The following is a 20,727-nucleotide window of genomic DNA, read 5'->3' on the forward strand; positions in this document are numbered from 1 at the left end:
CTTGTTGAGCTTAATAGTTATCTGTAGTGCGAATTATTATCATTTATACTACGAAGTGCGATAATACTCAGTTACAATTTATTTTCAAGAATAAATACAAAAAAGCCTCACAAAAGTGAGGCTTTTCTATCATTTTACTAACAATTTTATGATTGGTGACCAAGATTACTGGCTAAAGCTTGAGGTAGTGCTTACCGTGAGAGACCTTTGCTTTAAGGTAGTTTTCATTGCCATCTTTGATATGAGCGTGCGTATTCACGACTTCTTCAATATTGATGCCGTGCTCGCGAAGTTCGCGCACTTTTTTAGGATTGTTAGTGACCAGACGAATAGAGTGTACATCCAGCGCTTTAAGCATTTGAGCGGCTTCAGTAAAGTCACGTAAGTCATCGCCAAACCCTAAATGGTTATTGGCTTCATACGTATTCATACCATCAGACTGAAGCTTGTAGGCGTCTAATTTGTTGTAAAGACCGATTCCTCGCCCTTCCTGACGTAGATACAGGATGATGCCGCCTTCTTCGCCCATTTTCTGAATGGTCTCTTCCAATTGCTCACCACAATCGCAACGTGACGAGTGGAAAACATCACCGGTAAGACACTCTGAGTGCATCCTTACCAGAGGTAAAGATTGGGTCTTGTCAGATGATTTAAAAATAATCGCTACATGTTCTTTATCTGTCTTGAGTCCACGAAACGACAGCATCTCTGCGTCTATATCACTCCTGGAACCGACTTTTAATTGTATTCTGGCACGTACTTCCGCCATAGTCTCTCTCACTAGATTATCTGAGGCTAGTAATGAACTTATCTCAGCCATCGCTCTATTCTCCATAAAGTGAACTATGGGGGCTAGTACTCGACTTTTCAACAATAAGATCAATATAGTAATTGTTATATTATAACAATTACTATTTATAAGAAACTAAAAAAGCCCCGAGTATCAATACTCGAGGCTCATAAAAATCATTTAGTTAGGCGATAAAAAGATAGGTCTTACGCTTGTTTTTGTTTCCATACAGCGAGTTGGACCCACACATTTTCCAGTTCCGCTAGCTCTTCTTTTGTTAATAGAGAGATGGTCTGGGAAGACTCACTCGAGCTCGCACCATTGGCAGTTTTAAGGTGTGCATAAAAGTCTTTTTTGAGTTGGCTGATGACTGCTTCCACTGCTGTACCACCTTACTTACGGGTTATTTCCTAAACAATGCGATAATACCACTCTGATCAGATCGTACAGCTTTTTCAAACATTTCTGGAACTGCCATCACAATCTAACGGGTTTTTACCTAGAATTTTCTAAACTTTATCGCACAGCGGACGAAGGCGGCAATTTGTTACTGAACTTTTTTATCGAGGCGGTAGAATATCGACACTTTACACTTCAAAGAACAATGTCATGTTAAAAATCATCAGCAACCAAGACTTCGATACATTCGCGCAAAACGCAAAAGAAGCGCCACGCAAACGCAGTCATCATAACCTACACGAGCATTTGGACGCTGGCGTTCAACGTTTGTTCATCTCAACAGAGCCAGAAACCTACATGCGTCCTCACCGCCACAGTGAAGAGCACAAGTGGGAGTTGTTCCTTGTTCTTAAAGGGCAACTGGATTTATTGATTTTTGATGATGAAGGCAACCTCACAGAGCGTCATAGTCTATCACCAGAAACTAACCGTGCTATCGAAATCCCACCAGGTACTTGGCATGGTTATGCTTGTATGCAATCGGGCACGGTCGGCCTTGAAATCAAAGAAGGCGCATACATCCCTACTTCTCAAGAAGATTTCGCACCTTGGTCTCCAGCAGAAGGTGAAGATGGCGCCAATGAATATCGCGATTGGATGAGTACAGCACAACCAACGGCAAAATAATCTTCAGCTGCTATCCTCACTACTAAATCTACAAAAGCGTAGATAAAAGTAGCATCTAGAGCGGGAATGTTGATAATACCCGCTCTGCATACCGACTGAGGACAGCTCTTGAACACTCCAGCCTTTTCTACCTTAAACTTACCATCTGAATTACTCGGCACATTAGACAGTCTTGGTTACGCTTCCATGACTCCAATCCAAGCCGAGGCACTACCAAAAATTTTGGCGGGTAAGGACGTTATCGGCCAAGGAAAAACAGGTTCAGGAAAAACCGCAGCCTTCTCTCTCGGCGTACTTAGCAACTTAAGAGTAAAGCGCTTCCGTGTGCAGTCTCTTGTTCTCTGCCCAACTCGTGAGCTTGCGGACCAAGTTGCAAAAGAGATTCGCACCCTAGCTCGTGGTATTCACAATATCAAAGTACTAACACTGTGTGGCGGTATGCCAATGGGACCACAAATTGGTTCTCTGGAACACGGTGCGCATATTCTAGTGGGAACGCCTGGTCGCATCCTTGATCATCTAGAAAAAGGTCGTATCAACCTAAGCGAACTGAATACTCTGGTACTTGATGAAGCGGACCGTATGCTAGATATGGGTTTCAAAGATGCCTTAGACGCTATTATCGACCAAGCTCCAAAGGAGCGACAAACGCTGCTTTTCAGCGCTACATTCCCTGAGCAAATCCAAACCATTGCTGCTCGAGTTATGAAGCAACCAGAAGTGGTGAAGGTAGAGAGTAAGCACGATCACTCAAGCATCAAACAGTTCTTCTATCAAACTAACACTCTCGAAGAACGTGATAACGCACTTGAAAACTTGCTTCTGACTCGCCAACCGGAGTCTGCTGTGGTGTTCTGTAATACTAAAAAAGAAGTTCAGAGCGTCGCGGATGAACTGCATCATCGTGGCTTTAGCGTGATTGATATCCACGGTGATTTAGAGCAAAGAGATCGTGACCAAGCACTCGTACAGTTCGCCAATAAAAGTGTTTCTATTTTAGTGGCAACGGATGTTGCAGCTCGTGGTCTCGATGTCGATAACCTCGATGCAGTATTCAACTATGATCTGTCTCGCGACCCAGAAGTACACGTACATCGCATTGGTCGTACTGGGCGCGCCGGTAATAAAGGTTTAGCCTTTAGCTTCTACAGCGAGAAAGAGTTCTATCGTGTAGCGCGTATTGATGAGTACATGGATATGCCGATTGAACCAAGCGAATTGCCTGCAAAGTCAAGCAACCAACCATTTCAAGCAAAAATGGTGACGATTCAAATTCAAGGCGGTAAGAAGCAAAAATTGCGCCCTGGTGATATTTTGGGGGCGCTAACCGGTGATAAGACACTCTCCGGCAATCAAATTGGTAAGATCAATATGTTCCCGATGAGTGCTTATGTGGCGGTCGAGAAAGCGATAGCTAAGCAAGCGTTAGGTAAGATTACCAATGGCAAGATGAAGGGCCGTAACTTCCGCGCGCGAATCATCAAAGCTTAACCTTCAACTCCATCAAAAACAGCTCTTAGTTAATACATAGAGCTGTTTTTGTATTCGCTACTGCATGGATAACGCCATAGATACGGCGGAAAAAGGACATCCCTGCTTACAACGTCCGCAGCCATCACAAGCTTTCTTATCCAACTCCGGTAGGCTGTACGACGTGATACTTATCGCTTGTTTTGGGCAGGCTTCTTGGCATAAGTGGCAATCACTAAACAGTGCATTTTGACATCCATCCGAGAACTGCGGAATTAAACCAGTATGGTTGTCCTGTCCATGCAATGCACCTGTTGGGCATACTTGGCTACATTCTCCACATTGGCTGCAGTACCCATAATCAAGTACAAGTCGAGCGAGTTCATCTTCAATAGCAATAACCTGCTCAGGACAAGCCTTGACGCAATCTCCACAAGCATTACAAATCTGTTGATAGAGCAACTCATCAACAGCTTTTGGTGGTCTAGGGATTGTTCGTGATACTTCTTGGCACTCTAACTTAGCAGCTAACGAGTCATCACTGGCCATGACAGGTGAATTCCGCGTACTGCCATTCGCCAAAGCGCGAAAAAGACCACGACGGCTTATGGTTTTGTGCTCCATATACGCTTTGTAGTATTTTTCATCTCTGGTCATGAGTGCTTACCAACCTAACGATACAGTTTCACGGCAAGTGGCGTAATATTTAACAGCTCCTGAACGGCTTCACACCATTGCGATACCAAGGCAGCTAGTTGTTTGTAGCTTTGAGTTGAAGCATGCTTCTCAACCAACTCGAAATAACGGTAACACCAAGTCAACAGATGTTGTGAAAACAGCGCTTTGACCGACTCAATGTCTTGTTCTTGTTCCACCAATTGACTCACAGCAAAGAACATTAAACCAACCTGATCTTCTGGCTCTCTCATCCCAGTATCTAAGGCAATATCGTGATCTCGAAGAAACTGACGGTACGCTACTGTGGTATCACCAAAAATCACCTCCTCTCTATCCATATAGACTGAGCCCCACGGTGGCGCCAGCATCGCCTCTCCTCCTTCAAAAAGTAAGAAGAAGTCTTGATTTAGTGCTTCGTTGCTTTCGCCATTAACCTGATGACACCATGCCTGAAGATCACTGTCTTTTAAGTTTTCATCTTGTAGCAACGTAGTCAATAAGGTCTGGTTGTTGTTGTCGGTAAGCGGGAAATAAAACAGCGAACCGAATACCTTTGCCATGGTTTGTAGACTAAGTAGATCGATAGATTGATTTTCTGACATGAATTTACCAAATTTCAAAAATGACTAAGTTGAACCAATAAATGAGAGCAGGCCGGTTAGCCTGCTCTTATCTTTGCTACATGCCTGCTGTCATGTGCAGACCAAAGAACACGCTGCGTCCGATGAGTTCCGCAACTAACACCATCGCAAAGCCAATGACGGCAATCGGCATAGAACGAGACTCAGAGCGCATCGCCCACATCCACGCAGCTAGGCCAACGAACACTAGGACAAAACGTAAGTTTTGAATCTCTGCCATATTTGGCACTAACTCACTAGCTGCAACAATCGCAGAATGAATATTAGGCAAGTTGGCGACCATTGACATAGTGACCATTGCCATTGTCACTGCGGCTACACTTGCCACAATCGCCGTGACTTTACCTAAACGTGGACATTCCAACTTAGCGCCACGCATCAAAATAAGTGACAGCATCACGCCACAAATGACAGCCGTAAGCGTAAATGATTGACCCGTAAACGGTGTATCCCAAGTTGGAACCGTGTCAATGATGTAGACGTTCGTCATGGCGACCATAAAGACCACGCCGATCACCATCGCCGCTACCATCAACCCTTTACGAATCGATTCACTGCCTTTATTGATGACAGACAATAGCCAATATAAACCACCTAAGCCAAAGAACATCGAACCAAATAGGATCTCACGCGATAACCAAGATGTTCCAATTTGGTTTAACGCATTGATTGCACGCATTGGGCTACCTAAGTGCATGGTTGACGCCATAAAGCCAAGTCCCATGAAAACCCAAATAAAGAACATATTGCGAGTTATCGCTGTCTTAACGTGTGCATCCGCCTTGCCAAATAATGTGATTAAGCCCATTACGATAAACGCACCGACTGCTGTTTGAGCAAATACAGTAAAGAAAATCAGAGGCCATTCATGCCATCCCATGTTAAACCTCCTTAGGGTTTGCTAGGTGACCAGTGGTATCATTCGTTGGACGCGCATGACGATTTGGTTTGATCACGATATTTGGTTTCGTTAACGTTGATGATGGAAGTGGCGCTACGTCAGCGTTGGTTCCATACTTGGCACGAAGCTCAGCAATAGAACCGAATTCCAACGCACGAAGTGGGCAAGAACCGACGCAGATTGGCTCAAAACCTTCTGCTACGCGCTCGAAACAACCGTCACATTTCGTCATGTGACCCTTTTCTTTGCTGTACTGTGGCGCACCGTAAGGGCAAGCGTTAGCGCAGTGTTTACAGCCAATACACACCTTCTCATCCACGACCACAAAGCCGTCTTCACGTTTGTGCATTGCACCCGATGGACACACTTTTGCACACGCCGGTTCGTCACAGTGGTTGCATGCAATAGAGGTGTAATAGGCAAACACGTCTTGACGGTAAGTGCCGTTATCTTCGATCCAGTTACCACCTGCGTATTCGTAAACTCGACGGAAGCTGCGATCAACACCAAGATCCTTAAAGTCTTTGCAAGCTAACTGGCAGGTTTTGCAACCAGTACACTTACTCGAATCGATATAAAAACCGTATTGTTTCATGAGTTAGTCCTTACGCCTTATTTGCCAGTTGAACTTCGACTAAGTTAGTGTGTTGAGGGTTACCTTTCGCCAACGGGCTTGGGTGTTGAGACGTCAGAACGTTGATCGATCCATTATGGTCAACCTTGTTGCCGTCTGGTGCATACCATGCTCCCTCTCCGAGAGCTACAACTCCCGGCATCATTCTTGGCGTGACTTTAGCGTTAATTCGAACTTCACCTCGGTCGTTGAAGATCTTAATTCGGTCACCATTGTTAATTCCGCGACGTTCAGCATCTACAGGGTTGATCCACATTTCTTGTTGTGCGGCCTGCTTCAATACATCGACGTTACCGTAAGTTGAGTGGCAACGTGCTTTAAAGTGGAAACCCGTTAACTGTAATGGATACTTATCGCGTTTCGGTGAATCCCAGCCTTCTGATGTACTCACGTAAATAGGTAGAGGATGAATCACATCACCTTCTGGCAACTCCCACTCAGCGGCGATACGAGCTAGCTCTTCTGAGTAGATCTCTACTTTGCCTGAAGGTGTGTTAAGCGGGTTATTCACCGGATCTGCACGGAAAGCTTGGTAAGCAACATAGTGACCATTAGGATCGCTACGTTTGACGATACCTTGCTGACGTACCGTCTCGAAATCTGGCAATGTCGGGTCTAACTTCAATGTTTCAGCATACAAATGACGTAGCCAACCTTCTTGGTCACGACCTTCGGTAAATGGCTGGCCCACACCCATGCGCTCCGCCAAATCAGAACAGATTTGATAGATGCTGCGTGCTTCAAATTGAGGCTCAATCGCTTTGTCAGCAAAGATAAAGTAAGGCATATTTGCCGCTTTACCATCCATACAGAAATCCGCCTGCTCTGAAGTTGTGAGGTCAGGCAGAATGATGTCGGCGTACTTTGCTGAAGACGTCATGTGGTTATCGATCACGACAATCATTTCACATGCTTTGTCATCTTGAAGGATATCGTGAGTACGGTTGATATCTGAGTGTTGGTTAATGACACAGTTACCCGCATAGTTCCAAATGAACTTGATTGGCACATCGAGTTTGTCTTTACCACGCACACCATCGCGTGTTGCAGTCATCTCAGGGCCACGAACAATCGCATCAGTCCACAGGAACATAGAGATCGACGTTTTCACAGGGTTTTCTAAGGTTGGGAAGCGCACAAACGGAATGTTGTAATCCGATTCACGAGCACCAGAACCACCGCCATGAATGCCTAGGTTGCCAGTTAATAGCGCTAACATGGCAATCGCACGTGACGCGATTTCACCATTTTGCGTACGCTGCAGACCCCAACCTTGGTAGATTGCACAAGGTTTGGTTGAACCAATCTCACGAGCTGTCTTGATAATGATATCCGCTGGAATACCGGTAATTGGTGCCGCCCACTCTGGCGTTTTCTCAATACCATCTTCACCCAAACCTAAAATATAAGATTTGTAATCACTATTTGCTGGCGCAGATGCTGGCAGGGTTTTCTCATCGTAACCAACACAGTAGGTATCTAAGAACTCTTGGTCGACCAAGTCTTCTTTGATCATCACGTGAGCCATTGCTGCTATAAACGCTGCATCAGTACCCGGTTTGATCGGAATCCACTGATCTTCACGACCCGCCGCAGTATCGTTATAGCGCGGATCAATCATGATCATTCTTGCGTTGGATTTCTCTTTGCTTTCAATCAAGTGATGAATCAAACCACCGCCAGACATACGTGTTTCGGCTGGGTTATTGCCAAACTGAACAATGAGCTTACTGTTTTCGGTATCTGAGAAAGAGTTACCGTTAGCCCAACCGCCATAGGTATAACTCAGGCCTTTGGCAATTTGAGCCGTCGAATAATCGCCATAGTGATTCAGATAACCACCCGTTAGGTTCATCAGACGCGCGATTAACGTGCTACCAGGAGGCCATGACTTGGTGACCGTGCCGCCTAATGTGCCAGTACCATAGTTAAGATAAATCGCTTCATTACCATATTCTTTCTTAATGTGGTCTAGGCTATTTACGATCTCGGTGTAAGCTTCATCCCAAGTAATACGCTTAAACTTGCCTTCGCCACGTTTACCGATACGCTTCATTGGGTACTTCAGGCGGTCTGGATTGTACACGCGACGACGCATAGAACGCCCACGTAAGCAAGCGCGCACCTGGACATCTTTGTTTGCGTAATCATCTTTGCCGGTATTATCTGCATCTACCCACTTTATTTCACCTTCAACGACATGCATACGCAGTGGGCATCGACTGCCGCAGTTTACGGTACAAGCGCTCCACACCACTTTTTCATCGTTTGATTGTGGTTTGGTTTCCGCTTGGGCAGATTTAAAAGGAAGAGAAATGGCGCTGGTTGCAGCAGCAAGACCGCCGATGGCCGAAGAGGATTTTATGAACCCTCTACGCGTCAGCGACGGCGTCAATAATTGCTTCAGTTTATTATTCATAAAGACATGCTCGATTATAGTTATGCATCATCGAGCGAATGTTACTAACGAAACCTTTAGAAACTGTTGATAAAAATCAACACTACTACTTAATGGTTGGTGGATTGACAATTCTCTGACATTTGGTGGAATATTTTTAAATCACTCATTTATAAAAACAAATAATTTGCTATTTAATAGAAAAACAAATTATCGTATTGATAGACATTCCATTTTATAAATGAATATCAACATCATTTAATCTCAAAGAAAAATACCATTTACTGGTGTTTAATAAACACGTTCGCCAACGTTGGATGAGGATTAGTGCCAGTCAACAGTACAATATCCACACTAGGGAGTGGTGGCATTCCGTTTAATATCTTAACGTCTTTGTTAGTACTTAGACGCCCCATCGCACCGACGCCCATTCCTTTAGCCACTAATGCTCGCTGAGCCGAAGCGGTATTGCAACAAGCAAGTAGTCGATGAGCGATCCCGCGCTTGGTTAAACTATCCAACGCCGCGGCATGATACTTACAGTCGGTTTGAAACAGTACCAACGGCAATGGGGTGATAGCGGTATCAAAATCATGCCCAGCAATCCAAACGCCTTTGTCTGACTCTAGCCAATAACCTTCTTCACTGTCAGGCGCTCGCGTCACAATCGCTGCGTCTAACTTTCCCTCGTCTAACCACTCTCTTAGCATAATGCTAGGCTGACTGAAGATTTGAACCGAACAAGTAGGTTCAACTTCGTTAATTACCGCCACCACTTTCGGTAGGACAGTGTCATTGTAGTCTTCAGGGCAACCAAGCCTCAACGCAGTCTTGTTTTGATAGCGTTTCACCTGGTGCAAGGCGGCATCATGTAAGGAGAGTATGCGTTCAGCGTGTGCTTTCAATGATAGTCCAGCTTCACTTAGCACCATATTCCGGCCGTCACGCTCAAACAATACAGCCCCAGTTTCGGCTTCTAACTTTTTCATCTGCGCGCTAAACGCAGATTGAGTTCGGTTTATTTGTTTTGCTGCTCGCGTAAAGCTCCCCGTCTCGGAAAAAGCGAGAAGACTTCTCAGCGCATCGATATCCATATCGCCCCCAATCCATCGATTTCATTGATGAAATACATTCAAATTTTGCGTTAGTCACCCATCTCACCATTGATTAGTATCAAAATCAAACAGGCAAAGGAGTCAAATATGAAACTGTATATTGGAAATCAGAATTACTCGAGTTGGTCATTACGTGCGTGGCTTATCTTTGAGCATTACCAGCTTGAGGTCGAAGTAGAAAAACTCAAACTGTTTTCAACCGAGTTTTATCAAACACTTGAAACGCTGACGCCAACAGCCAAGGTTCCTACTCTCATTGATGATGAAACTACGGTTTGGGACTCTCTTGCGATATTAGAATATGTGAATGAGCAATATCTCAATGGTTGCTGCTGGCCAAATGACAGCGTGAGAAAAGCCAAGGCAAGAGCAGTAGCCTGCGAAATGCACTCTGGATTCTTGGCTCTACGCAATGAATTACCAATGAACTGCCGAGCCAAGCGCCAGGTCGTACTTTCTGCAGAAGCTAGAAAAGATATCCAACGGATTGACACCTTATGGGCAGAGCAGATGTTAAAACACGATGGTCAATGGTTATTTGGCGATTGGTCCATTGCCGACGCCATGTTTGCTCCTGTTGCACTTCGTTTCCGAACCTATGGCATTGAACTGTCACCCTTAGCGCAGCAGTATCAACAAAAAGTGCTAAATAGTGACGCAATAAAAACGTGGTTAATACAAGCAAGTCATGAGCAAGACATCATCGTTCAGGACGAAGCGGGAGTTGAGCGCTAGCCAACGCAACGGTTTGACAAAATAACAAAGGCTTGCCTAACGTTTCGTTATGGCAAGCCATGAGTTCAAAACCGCAGTGCATTGACTGCTTTATCAAATCATTATTCGATTAGTTTAACGCTTTTGCTCATTTCGGATATATATAATTGCGACCATACTAAAGCCCATAAATTGCCATAGGTACTGACCATCACTAGCACCCGAAATCGTTTGAGTAAATGCCATACAACCTGCGACGAAAAGAGAGGCGATTGCCGAATAAAGCAACCAAGGACGTTCTCTATCAGTCATAAATTCTAGATTCAATACCGAACGAATAATGAGAATAAAAGGTAGGCATTGCAACAAAATCAGAATCGGAAACATAAAGTCGAATGTTGGACTTAACAAAGCATGACCAACCTGACTTTTATCCCATGTCCCCACAATATAGCCTTTCCATCCGGCCCAAGTATCACCCGCATAGGCCGTCTCAGGAGTGACAGCCCCAAGTAGTACGCCCATTACCTTGTCGATAAAGCCATTCTTAAACCAGAATACAAATAAAAAGATTTGCACTGGAATGATTTGAAACGCGAGCTTCTTTAACATTTTTTGTTCCTGTTAGCATAAATAACACAAGAACAATTATGAGTTTGCCTTTATTAAAGACGCTTGATGCAAGGCAATCGGCGTTAATTACAAAGTAAATTCAAATAAACCATTCTCCGTAGCCCTATGAACTATGGCAAGGTTTGAATTAAATTTGATTTTTGTAAAGATTCAATTAAATCATAGAGTTGCCCACCACTCTCTTTCTTCATCGCGACATAGTGTTGGTAGTTAAAATCGGCACCTTTTAGATTACCAACTTGTTTGTCAGCCACACTTAATAGGTAGTAGCCAATGGGAGTTGGCGTGCTCTTTGCAGCATAGAAAAGGTAAGGAATGGCTTGGTCAGCGCGTTGGTTTAACAACAAGGCAAGCCCTAACGTCAGGTTCGCGATATCACAACGAGGGTTAAGTTCGAACGCTTTTTGTCCCAATTTAAGACCCTCAAGGCGTGTCTGATCATCACCCGATTGCAAATAGTCAACGGAGGCTGAGTAAGAGAGTAAAGCACTGACTAAATAGTTACCGCGACCTTGAGACTGAATATTCTCTAGCATAGGTGAGAGCTTTACAAAGGCATCGTTTCCGCCACCTAAGTAGAACTGAGAAATACCGTCTGAAATCACTTCCCAATCATCGTAGTTATTAATGGCACTAACACGATGACTGGTCACTTCATACCCGTCTTCTTTAGGTTCTACCAACGCCTTAATTTCCAATACTACATCGCCAATTGCGGTGAAAAAATCTTCTTTGTTGAAAGATTTTTCAATACGCTGATTCTTAGATGGTAATTGGTTGTTCTGAATCATCAAAGTAAGTAAGAACTCACTCTCGCCGCTCTTTTTAAGCCAGCCTTTAAGCTCAATACCCTGTTGCTTTAATGCCGCTTTACTCTCCTTAGACAACTGGGAAAAGTGATAGCCGGTTAACGCTCGCGACGAATTGAGGCCATAGAATAGATAATTGTAGACGCTTTCCGACAGTTGATAGTCTTGCATCGAATCTGAAGTAATATCATGGATATAAACCGGCACAGTACCAAGCGGATTGGTATTTTCAGCCACGATGCCTGTGTTCTCTTCAACAATATAAGTGACAATCCATGACGCCATTGCCAATATCGCTAAACACCCTGCAAGGGTAGCCCAAAGCTTGTTGTTACCGCCTTTGCGCCCACTCTTTTCCGAAGATTGTGCCTCCTCAATATCATCGACTTCAACCGCGACGACTTGTGGTGCTTTTTCAATGTGAGCAATCACTTCAAGATCAAATAGGTACCCTTTCTTCGGGATAGTTTTGATCGTACGGTAAGGCCGCGCTTTGTCTTTAAGCTGGCCTCTTAATGAGCTAATCACTTGGCGAACCAAATTGTCCGATACATGATTACGCTGCCAAACATTGTCTGCGATTTGTTGAGTAGTCAGGACTTGCCCTTGGTTTTCAACAAAATACTTCAACAAACGAGATTGCAATGGTTCTAAATGCAGTTCTGCACCATCGACTTCAAGCTTATTTTTGCTTGGATAAAAAACAATCGGAGATTCGAGCTGCAATACGTAGTATTTAATGGAGTCCATAGTGGCTACAAGGGTAAGAAATAACCCTAAAAGGGTATTAATTTCGTTTCACAGAAGCAACTGAGATTTTGTATTGTTAAGTATGGACAATAACGCTGGCGAAATGGACCGATTAAGGAAAAGGATGTTGTGGGGCGCTTTGTAAGTCAAGCCGCCATTTGAGAGCCTACAGGCTCTGAAACGGCGACGAGGAATCTCAAACGATTACTTTTGAAGTTGCTCTTTTGCTGCTTCAACTTTTGCGAAATCAAGTCCTAACTCTTCAACTGCTTCTTTGATCAACGCAGGGTTTTGCATAACTTGACCCATTAGCGCTTGAAGCTGCTCTTGTGGCAAACCAAGCTGGCTGATTGTTGCCATTGCTGCAAGAGGGTTCTGTGTCAGCACTTCAAAAATTTCACTGATTTGCTCATCACTGATGTTGTTCTCTTTTAGCATTGCAATTATTGGATTCATTTCACTACCTTTCTCAATATTAAATGAAATTGCCCGCAGTTTATCATTTGAGACCTTAACTGGGTACTACCCGATTCCATCACTCCTGCCAGTTGGAGAAATGCGCAACCAAGTAGTCTATCGCTAAACGAGCCCGCATTGGCAAAAACCGTCGATTCTGGTAAACAATCCAGCTACTGGAGCCTTTGCCCCAATAGGGAGTTAAGACGGGAACCAATCGCCCGTTATGGAAAGCGTCACTAAAACTGCTTTTTGGCATATAGACAATGCCTAACCCCTGTTCACAAGCTTTAACCACAGCACTGGAGTTATTGCTGCGCCAACGTCCATCTACTCGAATACTCCCCATCGGTTTGCCATTTTCTTCAAATACCCAATGGTCATTATTTGCGATGATACAGCTATGGTGTCGAAGTTGATCAGGATGAGTTGGTACTCCGTATCGTTCAAGGTACTCAGGACTGGCCGCGGCTGCCATTGGCCTGTCCACCAGCTTCCGTGCAACTAATCCCGAATCACTTAATCGGCCGTACCGAATCGCGAAATCGATACCATCTTCGATGAAATTGACCATTCGAGTATCAAAATCCATCTCAACCGTTAGTTCCGGGTACCCTTTCGCAAATTCCATTAATGCAGGAGCAACGTAGTTTTCGGCAAACGCGCCAGCGGCACTCACCCTTAAGGTGCCATTTAGCTGTATTTGCTCGGAACTAAGTTGCTCGTTAGCTTGTTGAAGTCCAATAACTAAGTCTTTGCACTGCTGATAATACACCTGCCCCGCCTGTGTGAGATTCACCATTCGAGTAGAGCGGGCAAACAAAGCGACGCCCAAGCGTTCTTCTAAACGCGATACCTGTCGACTCACATGACTTGTGCTGCAACCAAGTTGCTTAGCTGCCGCAGAAAAACCGTGGCTTTCTGCTACCGCTACAAACTCGTTGATTCCTTCAAAGCTATTCACATCTCACCTTTGTCATATAGCAATAATATTTTGTCATTTAGCTACATTATCACCAAATCAGTTAGCAATTAGTATAACTAAGGTAATTACAACAACGAATCAGCCAGAAGGACATAACGATGAAAAAGGTACTTATTCCCGTCACTAACCATGCAACATTAGGTGAGACAGACCAAACAAACGGAACTTACGCTCCAGAACTCACTCACGCTTTACGTGAACTCCAGTCGGCAGGTTATGACTATGATATCGCATCCATTAAAGGTGGCAAAGCGCCACTTTACGGTACTGACATCGAGGGTGACAGTGTCAATACAGAAATCCTAACGGACGAGGCGTTTCAGAATCGTATTAACAACACCATTCCTGTCTCGCAAATCAATATCAATGATTACGATGCTATTTTTTACCCGGGAGGGTTTGGATTGCTATCTGATCTATCAAGTAACGAGGATTTCGCTGCGCTTGCAGCTACTCATTATGAGCAAGGTGGTGTAATTGCAGCAGTGTGTCACGGCCCCGGAGCTCTTCTACCTATTACTCTGAGCAATGGTGACAAATTACTGGCATCGAAGTCAGTCACTGGGTTTACTCGAGAAGAAGAAATCGACTTCGGCACTATCGGCGATATTCCTTTCTTACTTGAGGAATCACTGGCACGCACTGCCGCTCAGTACAGTAAAGTACAACCGTGGCAAGAGTTTGTAATTGTTGACAAACGTGTAATCACAGGCCAAAACCCAACCAGCGCACACGCTGTCGGAAAAGCGATCGTAGCGGCTTTATCTTAACTTTTGTCACAGCTGTAACCGTCCGTGTCGTGTTAACGTAACCCAACGTTCTCACGACACCTATTGTTATCTATTGCCATTTATAGACTTGGGTCTCTGGATAAAAAGCGTACCACGCGAACCAAAATAGTAAGGTTGACGGTTGAGTTTCACCCTTCTCATCAGTTATCCAAGCTGACTGGTTGCTGCTATCCCAGTTAACATAATAGCGGTCCCCGCCCAATTCAAAGCTTTGCTGCTGAGTTGCTAACTGAGATATCTCACTAAATGGAAACGCGATAGTTGACTGCTCCACTTTAAACCCTAATACCATCTCTTTCGGGTGATACTCATTGGGTGCTTGATTCGCTACAGGAAAGTAGATGGCAGCGTTTTTTCCATAACCCGCATAAGGATCTCTCTGGTAATCGCGTTGATAACCAGTGTTGGTAGAAAGAACTAGCGAGTCAGGGTAACGAGCTAGCCAATTCGACCAACGACTAAGTGTAAGCGGCACTTGCTTGAGTTTACGGGCAACTAATGGTCCAGCTATAGCCTCACCATGAATTTGCGACCATAGCGATTCGGTTTTGCGGTCGTACATAAGTACGTCCGAGTTATACAACAAACCAGAAACTCCAAAATCCAGAGCGTCACGCTCTCCCATCGGCTGGCTAAGAAATGCCATTCCACTGCCACATAATGGACAATAACTAATAACGTAACGTGTTCCGCTAAATTGATCATTAACGATTTCATGCCAGTTGAGAATTCGAATCGGATACGCCTTAACCACATCACCAACCTGCAACCCCAATACGATATCCTGTGCACGCATGAATTTTGCGTCGTTGCCTTTAATAAACTCGGGCTGATTGAGCGCTGGAATACCATCTTTAGGTGGCCCGCCTTTTTGAATGAAATGTGAAGGCACAGAAGCATTGTCGATGTTGAATCCATTGAGCACCTTAGCCAATAGTGATATCGGAAACGACAATAATATGAAGACCAAAAGAGTTAATCGCAGCTGCATTTGCTTCTCCTCCAATCAAGAAGACTGGTCATATAGACCCGCCAACAACAGCAATGCTTTCAATTGTCCTCTAGAACAAAAGCAACAAAATGCATTAATACGTATATCACCCTAATGCTTGTTCGACATAACAAACGCCGCGTTGAGCTGCTCAACAATTGTGACAAACTTCAAAACCATAAATAAAAACTATACTTAATCCGAATGATCAAGTTGATCGAATGATGCAAATGTGAAAACCTTACCACATTGAAACATGAAAACCTTTTCATGTTGTATGAAAACCTTTTCTTAAAACGTATCAGGATAGAACAAATGAATAAGAAAATCGCGGTCCGCTTGCTTGCGGCTCTCGGCGGAAAAGATAATATTCGTGCCCTAGAACATTGCGCGACAAGGCTTCGCGTTGTTGTCAAAGATGACGCGCTTATCGATGTCGATCAAATCAAATCAACGGATAATGTCGCTGGTTACTTCCTCCAGTCGGGCCAACACCAAATCATCCTTGGCACGGGCTTAGTCAACAAAATCTTCGCCCTTATCCAGCAAGAGCTAGATGGCGAACTAGAGAGCGCGAAAGGTGCTGCGTATGAAAACATGAGCCCATTCCAAAAGGCCCTGCGTTCATTAGCAGACGTATTCATTCCTTTAATTCCAGTGCTGGTTGCGACCGGTCTGTTCATGGGGTTACGCGGGTTCGCCCAACAGCTAGGCTTTGAGTTCTCTCCTGAGCTACTCACTATGACGCAAGTTGTAACTGATACGGTATTCATCTTCCTACCAGCGCTTGTCGTGTGGTCTGCATTTAAACGCTTTGGTGGTACGCCCGTTATCGGTATGGTGCTGGGTCTAATGCTTATCGCACCGATGCTGCCAAACGCATGGGACGTGGCAAGCGGTAACGCAGAAATGCTGAGCATTGGTATGTTTAAGATCCAAGGCTTCCAAGGCACCATTATTCCAGCTCTAATTGTAGGTATCTTGGGCGCTAACCTAGAGCGCTGGATTAACTCATGGATGCCATCGGTAGTTTCGCTAATCTTTACTCCATTTTTGACGATCACTATTGGCATGCTAGCAGGTCTATTCATTATTGGTCCGGTATTCAACATTGTTGAACATGGTGTAATGGTTTCTACAGAATCTATTATTAACTTACCAATGGGCATCGGCGGTGCAATCTTTGGCGGTCTACAACAGGTTCTAACTGTAACGGGTCTTCACCACAGCTTAATGGTTGTAGAGCTTAACTTCCTATCTACTATCAAGATCAACCCATTAAATGCACTGATTACTGCATCAATGGCAGGTCAAGCCGGTGCAGCGATTGCCTACACCATGTCGATGAAAGATAAGAAACAAAAAGCGCTTAACTACTCTTCAATCGTACCGTGTTTCTTTGGCATCACTGAGCCACTACTATTTGGTGTGACGCTAACCAATAGCCGTGTATTTGCTTCAGGTATCATCGGCGGTGCTATTGCAGGTGCATTCGCAACCATCATGCACATCGCACCATCTGTTATGGGTGTTACTTTCATTCCAGCTATTCCTGCTTATTTAGGTAATGGTCTTGGTATGTACCTAGTGATGATTGTTATTGGTATGGGTAGCGCAGCAATGCTAACTAAACTACTAGTGAAACCAGCAAGCAATGAAGCAAAAATGACAGTTGCTTTAGATAAGTAAACTTCCCCTCGTGGCGGTGTACCTTAGGGTCACCGCCACGGTTCGTTTTAAAACATTGAATAATTCAGTGTTAGCAACAAGTCCAACTACAGAGTGTATTAATAGCAATGACTTCAACAGAACTGTGTTCACAAAGCGAATCTTCAGTGTCGCACCAACCAAACACTGACCACTTGCGCCCACGGTTTCACCTAACTGCACCGTACGGACTGATTAATGACCCAAACGGCTTTATTGAATACGATGGAGAGTATCATCTGTTTTTCCAATGGAACCCACACGCTTGTGAGCACGGGGCAAAATATTGGGGACACAGCACCAGTCAGGATCTAGTAAACTGGACACTGCAAGGTCAAGCATTAGTCCCAGACGAAAGCTACGATCGCCACGGCTGCTACTCAGGCAGCGCGTTCGTATTGGATGATCGACTTCATCTTTTCTATACCGGAAATGTAAAAACCGACGACGGTGTTCGTCTTACTACTCAATGTCTCGCCAAATCTATTGATAACCGCAACATTCATTTCGAGAAAATAGGCCCGGTTATCCCAAAACAACCTGAGGGATATACGGCGCACTTTCGCGACCCTAAAATTTGGCAACACGATGGCACTTGGTATTGCGTTCTTGGTGCTCAGACAAATGATGAACTTGGTCAGGTGCTTCTTTTTAGCTCAAAAGATGCTTCTAACTGGACGTTTCTCGGCCCAATTGCCGGCAACCAGATCAACGGACTTCACGACTTTGGTTATATGTTCGAATGCCCAGATCTGTTCCACCTAGATAACACTGATGTTTTGATAGGTTGCCCACAAGGAGTTAAGCCCAACGGATTAAGCTTCCAAAATCGCCATAATAATGGCTATTTTGTAGGTAAGATGGATTACCTAAATACGTGCTATACACACGGCGACTTTGAGCCACTTGATCATGGGTTTGAGTTTTATGCTCCGCAAACCACCGAGTCCAATGATGGACGCCGCCTGATGAGTGCTTGGGTTGGTATTCCTGAGGAAGATGAACAACCTAGCGTCACCAATGACTGGATTCACACTTTATCCTTAGTGCGAGAGCTTTCCGTCGTTGATGGGAAGGTGTATCAACAACCCGCTCGCGAGCATGAATCTTTGCGCGGTGCGATGTCTTCGTTTGAAGAGGTGCAACTTACCAATCAGAATCACTTATCTCTGGACAGCAACCACTGTTTTGAATTGAATCTTGATATCGAGCATATTACTGATGATGTCACGATCAAGTTAGCTGATGAAGGTGACCGTTGGCTGGCATTAAACTATCAAGCAGAGACTGGCGTAGTCACTTTAGATCGTTCAAACTCCGACTATTTACCGGGGAAACGACAGTGCAAAGTAGACAGTGAGCAATCCCTCAATCTGCAGATTTTCTTTGATCAGTCTATTGTTGAAGTCTTCATCAATCATGGTGAAGCCGTGTTTACATCACGCGTTTTCCCGCAAGCCGAACAGTCAAAAATCACACTTGAAACTGGAAAGTCATGTATAATCAAGCGCTTTATTAAATACGACTACTGACCAAAGGAATAACGGGAAATGGCGACAATTAAAGAAATAGCCAAGTTAGCAGAAACTTCAATTTCAAGTGTTTCCCGTGTCTTGAACAGTTCTGGTTATGTCAGTGAGCCCGTTCGAAAGCGCATTCAAAAAGTGCTTGATGAAACGGGCTATCGCCCCAACGCCTTGGCCAAAGCACTGCATTCAAAACGCAGTCAGACTATCGGGGTTATTCTTCCAAAAATAAACGCCACTTCCTCTGGTGACAACATCGCTGGCATTGATCAATACTTTGCCAATAACGGCTACAGTATCATCTTAGGTAACACCAACCACAGCATAAAAAGCGAGCTAGAATTTCTCGATTTATTTGCAGAAAAGCAAGTCGATGGCATCATCCTAATCGCGACTACGATTACGAGTGAGCACAAAGAAAAAATCAGAAAGGTAGGCAAACCCGTTGTTGTTATGGGGCAATCCACTACCGATGGAACACCTTGTGTGCTGTTCGACGAAGTGACGGCGGTGGAAGAGATCATTGACTATCTTGTAGCGTCGCAACATCGTAATATTGCGCTTATCGGTGTATCTGAAAGTGACGTATCTGTGGGTGTGAAACGAAAGCAAGGTTACTTAAACAGTTTAGAAAAGCATGGATTACCCATTTCTGCCGATATGATGGTCAATGGTGAGTTCTCTGTAGAAAGTGGTTATACCGCCTGTCAGGAACTTTATGAAGAGCGAATGCAGCGCCCAGACGCTATTTTCGCTGCCAACGATAAAATGGCTATTGGTGCGATTACCTACTTACTTGAACATGGCTTTAAGGTCCCAGAGGATGTCAGCGTGTGTGGCGTTGGTGGTGGTAATATGTCTCGTTATTACAACCCTAAGATTACCTCGCTGGTTTATGACTTTGAGGAGTCAGGTAAAACCAGTGCACATTTACTGCATATGCTGATTGAAAAGCCCGATCTGGATTTGACCGACCACGTAAGCTTTATTCCCTACCATCTCGAAGTAAGAGACAGTACTGCGCCTAAACTAAGTTAAAGCGCAGCCATATTTGATTGTCGTTTAACGAGTGATCATTTGACGGGCTATCGGAAGCTACTCGAAAAACTCTATTACTAACTGGTTGTTCTTAATCACAACTTCTGGATTAGAGGATTTCAGTAGCGCCTCTTTAACCGTATTGCTATCGAGTTTGTAAACAGGATAGGTAGATACAGCGGCACCAATCATACTTACTGCGGGCTTTATCAGCTTCTTGATTTCTGGTGTTAGAAGCTGCCCTTCTTGGTCAATTTTTTCTAGACGGAGCGATTGAAGAAAAATCTCACCACTTTCTTGTTCATATCTAGGTATGGCACTGAATTCTATATCCAAATCAAGGTTAATATCTTGTTCATCCAACAACTGTAGTTGAGCCTTGGTGTTGGCAAATACCGCTACACGATCAGCGTCAGAGCGTCCAATTTTGACCTGAAGATCATCGACTGAAAGCTTGGCATACATGACGTTTTCAACACCAATAGATTGGTTGAGTTGTAGGTTGTCATTGAGATAATTCGTCATTTCTTGTTCAGTGATGCTGTAACTCACACAACCTGACAATAACAGCACTGATGAAGCCCAGAGGAGTTTGGCGAATCTGTTTTTCATAA

At 44.3% G+C, this 20,727-nt stretch carries 21 protein-coding genes; 7 read left to right on the top strand and 14 right to left on the bottom strand.

Annotated features, from left to right (window positions below):
• Positions 1-172 precede the first annotated feature (172 nt).
• Together HW45_RS07345 and HW45_RS29715 are read right to left on the bottom strand one after the other, a co-directional pair.
• The gene (locus HW45_RS07345) at positions 173-820 is read right to left on the bottom strand and encodes a GTP cyclohydrolase II (RefSeq protein WP_006074877.1); all 648 of its coding nucleotides are present in this window, start codon (positions 818-820) and stop codon (positions 173-175) included.
• A gap of 176 nt (positions 821-996) precedes the next feature.
• Complete coding sequence (locus HW45_RS29715) at positions 997-1,170, bottom strand: hypothetical protein (RefSeq protein WP_038225907.1); 174 nt, start codon at positions 1,168-1,170, stop codon at positions 997-999.
• Positions 1,171-1,399: 229 nt separating this feature from the next.
• Between HW45_RS29715 and HW45_RS07355 the strand changes: the two genes are divergently transcribed.
• Positions 1,400-1,876, top strand: a complete 477-nt coding sequence (locus tag HW45_RS07355) for a WbuC family cupin fold metalloprotein (protein WP_038225909.1) — start codon at positions 1,400-1,402, stop codon at positions 1,874-1,876.
• Between the two features lie 108 nt (positions 1,877-1,984).
• On the top strand, positions 1,985-3,367 hold the full coding sequence (gene dbpA / locus HW45_RS07360) for an ATP-dependent RNA helicase DbpA (RefSeq protein ID WP_038225911.1): 1,383 nt from the start codon (positions 1,985-1,987) through the stop codon (positions 3,365-3,367).
• Positions 3,368-3,424: 57 nt separating this feature from the next.
• Here the strand turns inward: dbpA and HW45_RS07365 are convergent, their stop codons facing one another.
• The 6 genes from HW45_RS07365 to HW45_RS07390 form a co-directional block, all read right to left on the bottom strand.
• The gene (locus HW45_RS07365) at positions 3,425-4,003 is read right to left on the bottom strand and encodes a ferredoxin-type protein NapF (protein WP_038225913.1); all 579 of its coding nucleotides are present in this window, start codon (positions 4,001-4,003) and stop codon (positions 3,425-3,427) included.
• A gap of 14 nt (positions 4,004-4,017) precedes the next feature.
• On the bottom strand, positions 4,018-4,626 hold the full coding sequence (locus HW45_RS07370) for a molecular chaperone TorD family protein (protein ID WP_038225915.1): 609 nt from the start codon (positions 4,624-4,626) through the stop codon (positions 4,018-4,020).
• 76 nt (positions 4,627-4,702) lie between these two features.
• Positions 4,703-5,545, bottom strand: a complete 843-nt coding sequence (locus HW45_RS07375) for a DmsC/YnfH family molybdoenzyme membrane anchor subunit (protein WP_031494042.1) — start codon at positions 5,543-5,545, stop codon at positions 4,703-4,705.
• A 1-nt stretch (position 5,546) separates the two neighbouring features.
• Complete coding sequence (locus HW45_RS07380; RefSeq protein WP_038225917.1) at positions 5,547-6,161, bottom strand: DMSO/selenate family reductase complex B subunit; 615 nt, start codon at positions 6,159-6,161, stop codon at positions 5,547-5,549.
• Positions 6,162-6,171: 10 nt separating this feature from the next.
• Positions 6,172-8,619, bottom strand: coding sequence for a DmsA/YnfE/YnfF family dimethyl sulfoxide reductase (locus HW45_RS07385; protein ID WP_038225919.1), 2,448 nt, complete (start codon positions 8,617-8,619; stop codon positions 6,172-6,174).
• 260 nt (positions 8,620-8,879) lie between these two features.
• Positions 8,880-9,692, bottom strand: coding sequence for a LysR family transcriptional regulator (locus HW45_RS07390; protein WP_038225921.1), 813 nt, complete (start codon positions 9,690-9,692; stop codon positions 8,880-8,882).
• 108 nt (positions 9,693-9,800) lie between these two features.
• On the opposite strand from HW45_RS07390, the gene HW45_RS07395 reads away from it, so the two are divergent.
• Entirely contained in the window at positions 9,801-10,448 is a 648-nt protein-coding gene (locus HW45_RS07395; RefSeq protein ID WP_038225922.1) for a glutathione S-transferase family protein, read from the top strand.
• Positions 10,449-10,562: 114 nt separating this feature from the next.
• On the opposite strand, the gene HW45_RS07400 is transcribed toward HW45_RS07395, so the two are convergent.
• From HW45_RS07400 to HW45_RS07415, 4 genes are all read right to left on the bottom strand, one after another.
• Entirely contained in the window at positions 10,563-11,039 is a 477-nt protein-coding gene (locus HW45_RS07400; protein ID WP_038225923.1) for a hypothetical protein, read from the bottom strand.
• A gap of 131 nt (positions 11,040-11,170) precedes the next feature.
• A complete protein-coding gene (locus HW45_RS07405) occupies positions 11,171-12,619 on the bottom strand; it encodes a winged helix-turn-helix domain-containing protein (RefSeq protein WP_038225924.1) in 1,449 nt (482 codons plus the stop codon).
• 204 nt (positions 12,620-12,823) lie between these two features.
• Entirely contained in the window at positions 12,824-13,075 is a 252-nt protein-coding gene (locus tag HW45_RS07410; RefSeq protein WP_031497056.1) for a DUF2999 family protein, read from the bottom strand.
• A 79-nt stretch (positions 13,076-13,154) separates the two neighbouring features.
• Positions 13,155-14,039: a LysR family transcriptional regulator gene (locus tag HW45_RS07415; RefSeq protein ID WP_038225925.1), complete on the bottom strand. Its 885-nt coding sequence runs from the start codon at positions 14,037-14,039 to the stop codon at positions 13,155-13,157.
• A 119-nt stretch (positions 14,040-14,158) separates the two neighbouring features.
• On the opposite strand from HW45_RS07415, the gene HW45_RS07420 reads away from it, so the two are divergent.
• The gene (locus HW45_RS07420; RefSeq protein WP_038225926.1) at positions 14,159-14,830 is read left to right on the top strand and encodes a type 1 glutamine amidotransferase domain-containing protein; all 672 of its coding nucleotides are present in this window, start codon (positions 14,159-14,161) and stop codon (positions 14,828-14,830) included.
• A 70-nt stretch (positions 14,831-14,900) separates the two neighbouring features.
• Here the strand turns inward: HW45_RS07420 and HW45_RS07425 are convergent, their stop codons facing one another.
• Positions 14,901-15,842 (bottom strand): DUF3179 domain-containing protein, encoded by a 942-nt coding sequence (locus HW45_RS07425; protein WP_038225927.1) that lies wholly within the window; start codon positions 15,840-15,842, stop codon positions 14,901-14,903.
• A 315-nt stretch (positions 15,843-16,157) separates the two neighbouring features.
• On the opposite strand from HW45_RS07425, the gene HW45_RS07430 reads away from it, so the two are divergent.
• The 3 genes from HW45_RS07430 (at position 16,158) to HW45_RS07440 (ending at position 20,113) form a co-directional block, all read left to right on the top strand.
• Positions 16,158-17,531: a PTS transporter subunit EIIC gene (locus HW45_RS07430; RefSeq protein WP_038225929.1), complete on the top strand. Its 1,374-nt coding sequence runs from the start codon at positions 16,158-16,160 to the stop codon at positions 17,529-17,531.
• 107 nt (positions 17,532-17,638) lie between these two features.
• A complete protein-coding gene (locus HW45_RS07435; protein WP_038225930.1) occupies positions 17,639-19,081 on the top strand; it encodes a glycoside hydrolase family 32 protein in 1,443 nt (480 codons plus the stop codon).
• 18 nt (positions 19,082-19,099) lie between these two features.
• Positions 19,100-20,113, top strand: a complete 1,014-nt coding sequence (locus HW45_RS07440) for a LacI family DNA-binding transcriptional regulator (RefSeq protein WP_006075497.1) — start codon at positions 19,100-19,102, stop codon at positions 20,111-20,113.
• 57 nt (positions 20,114-20,170) lie between these two features.
• Here the strand turns inward: HW45_RS07440 and HW45_RS07445 are convergent, their stop codons facing one another.
• Positions 20,171-20,725: a DUF1439 domain-containing protein gene (locus tag HW45_RS07445; protein ID WP_006075496.1), complete on the bottom strand. Its 555-nt coding sequence runs from the start codon at positions 20,723-20,725 to the stop codon at positions 20,171-20,173.
• Positions 20,726-20,727: the final 2 nt, after the last annotated feature.

The sequence above is a fragment of the Vibrio sp. ER1A genome, assembly GCF_000733315.1.
Lineage (GTDB): Bacteria > Pseudomonadota > Gammaproteobacteria > Enterobacterales > Vibrionaceae > Vibrio > Vibrio mediterranei.

Bases quoted from the DNA above. Each gene is read 5' to 3' on its own strand.
- HW45_RS07390 (WP_038225921.1), bottom strand. From the start codon at position 9,692: ATGGATATCGATGCGCTGAGAAGTCTTCTCGCTTTTTCCGAGACGGGG.
- HW45_RS07400 (WP_038225923.1), bottom strand. From the start codon at position 11,039: ATGTTAAAGAAGCTCGCGTTTCAAATCATTCCAGTGCAAATCTTTTTA.
- HW45_RS07370 (WP_038225915.1), bottom strand. From the start codon at position 4,626: ATGTCAGAAAATCAATCTATCGATCTACTTAGTCTACAAACCATGGCA.
- HW45_RS07440 (WP_006075497.1), top strand. From the start codon at position 19,100: ATGGCGACAATTAAAGAAATAGCCAAGTTAGCAGAAACTTCAATTTCA.
- HW45_RS07425 (WP_038225927.1), bottom strand. From the start codon at position 15,842: ATGCAGCTGCGATTAACTCTTTTGGTCTTCATATTATTGTCGTTTCCG.
- HW45_RS07380 (WP_038225917.1), bottom strand. From the start codon at position 6,161: ATGAAACAATACGGTTTTTATATCGATTCGAGTAAGTGTACTGGTTGC.
- HW45_RS07385 (WP_038225919.1), bottom strand. From the start codon at position 8,619: ATGAATAATAAACTGAAGCAATTATTGACGCCGTCGCTGACGCGTAGA.
- HW45_RS07410 (WP_031497056.1), bottom strand. From the start codon at position 13,075: ATGAATCCAATAATTGCAATGCTAAAAGAGAACAACATCAGTGATGAG.
- HW45_RS07395 (WP_038225922.1), top strand. From the start codon at position 9,801: ATGAAACTGTATATTGGAAATCAGAATTACTCGAGTTGGTCATTACGT.
- HW45_RS07435 (WP_038225930.1), top strand. From the start codon at position 17,639: ATGACTTCAACAGAACTGTGTTCACAAAGCGAATCTTCAGTGTCGCAC.
- HW45_RS07405 (WP_038225924.1), bottom strand. From the start codon at position 12,619: ATGGACTCCATTAAATACTACGTATTGCAGCTCGAATCTCCGATTGTT.
- HW45_RS07355 (WP_038225909.1), top strand. From the start codon at position 1,400: ATGTTAAAAATCATCAGCAACCAAGACTTCGATACATTCGCGCAAAAC.
- HW45_RS07345 (WP_006074877.1), bottom strand. From the start codon at position 820: ATGGCTGAGATAAGTTCATTACTAGCCTCAGATAATCTAGTGAGAGAG.
- HW45_RS07365 (WP_038225913.1), bottom strand. From the start codon at position 4,003: ATGACCAGAGATGAAAAATACTACAAAGCGTATATGGAGCACAAAACC.
- HW45_RS07420 (WP_038225926.1), top strand. From the start codon at position 14,159: ATGAAAAAGGTACTTATTCCCGTCACTAACCATGCAACATTAGGTGAG.
- HW45_RS07375 (WP_031494042.1), bottom strand. From the start codon at position 5,545: ATGGGATGGCATGAATGGCCTCTGATTTTCTTTACTGTATTTGCTCAA.
- HW45_RS07430 (WP_038225929.1), top strand. From the start codon at position 16,158: ATGAATAAGAAAATCGCGGTCCGCTTGCTTGCGGCTCTCGGCGGAAAA.
- HW45_RS07445 (WP_006075496.1), bottom strand. From the start codon at position 20,725: ATGAAAAACAGATTCGCCAAACTCCTCTGGGCTTCATCAGTGCTGTTA.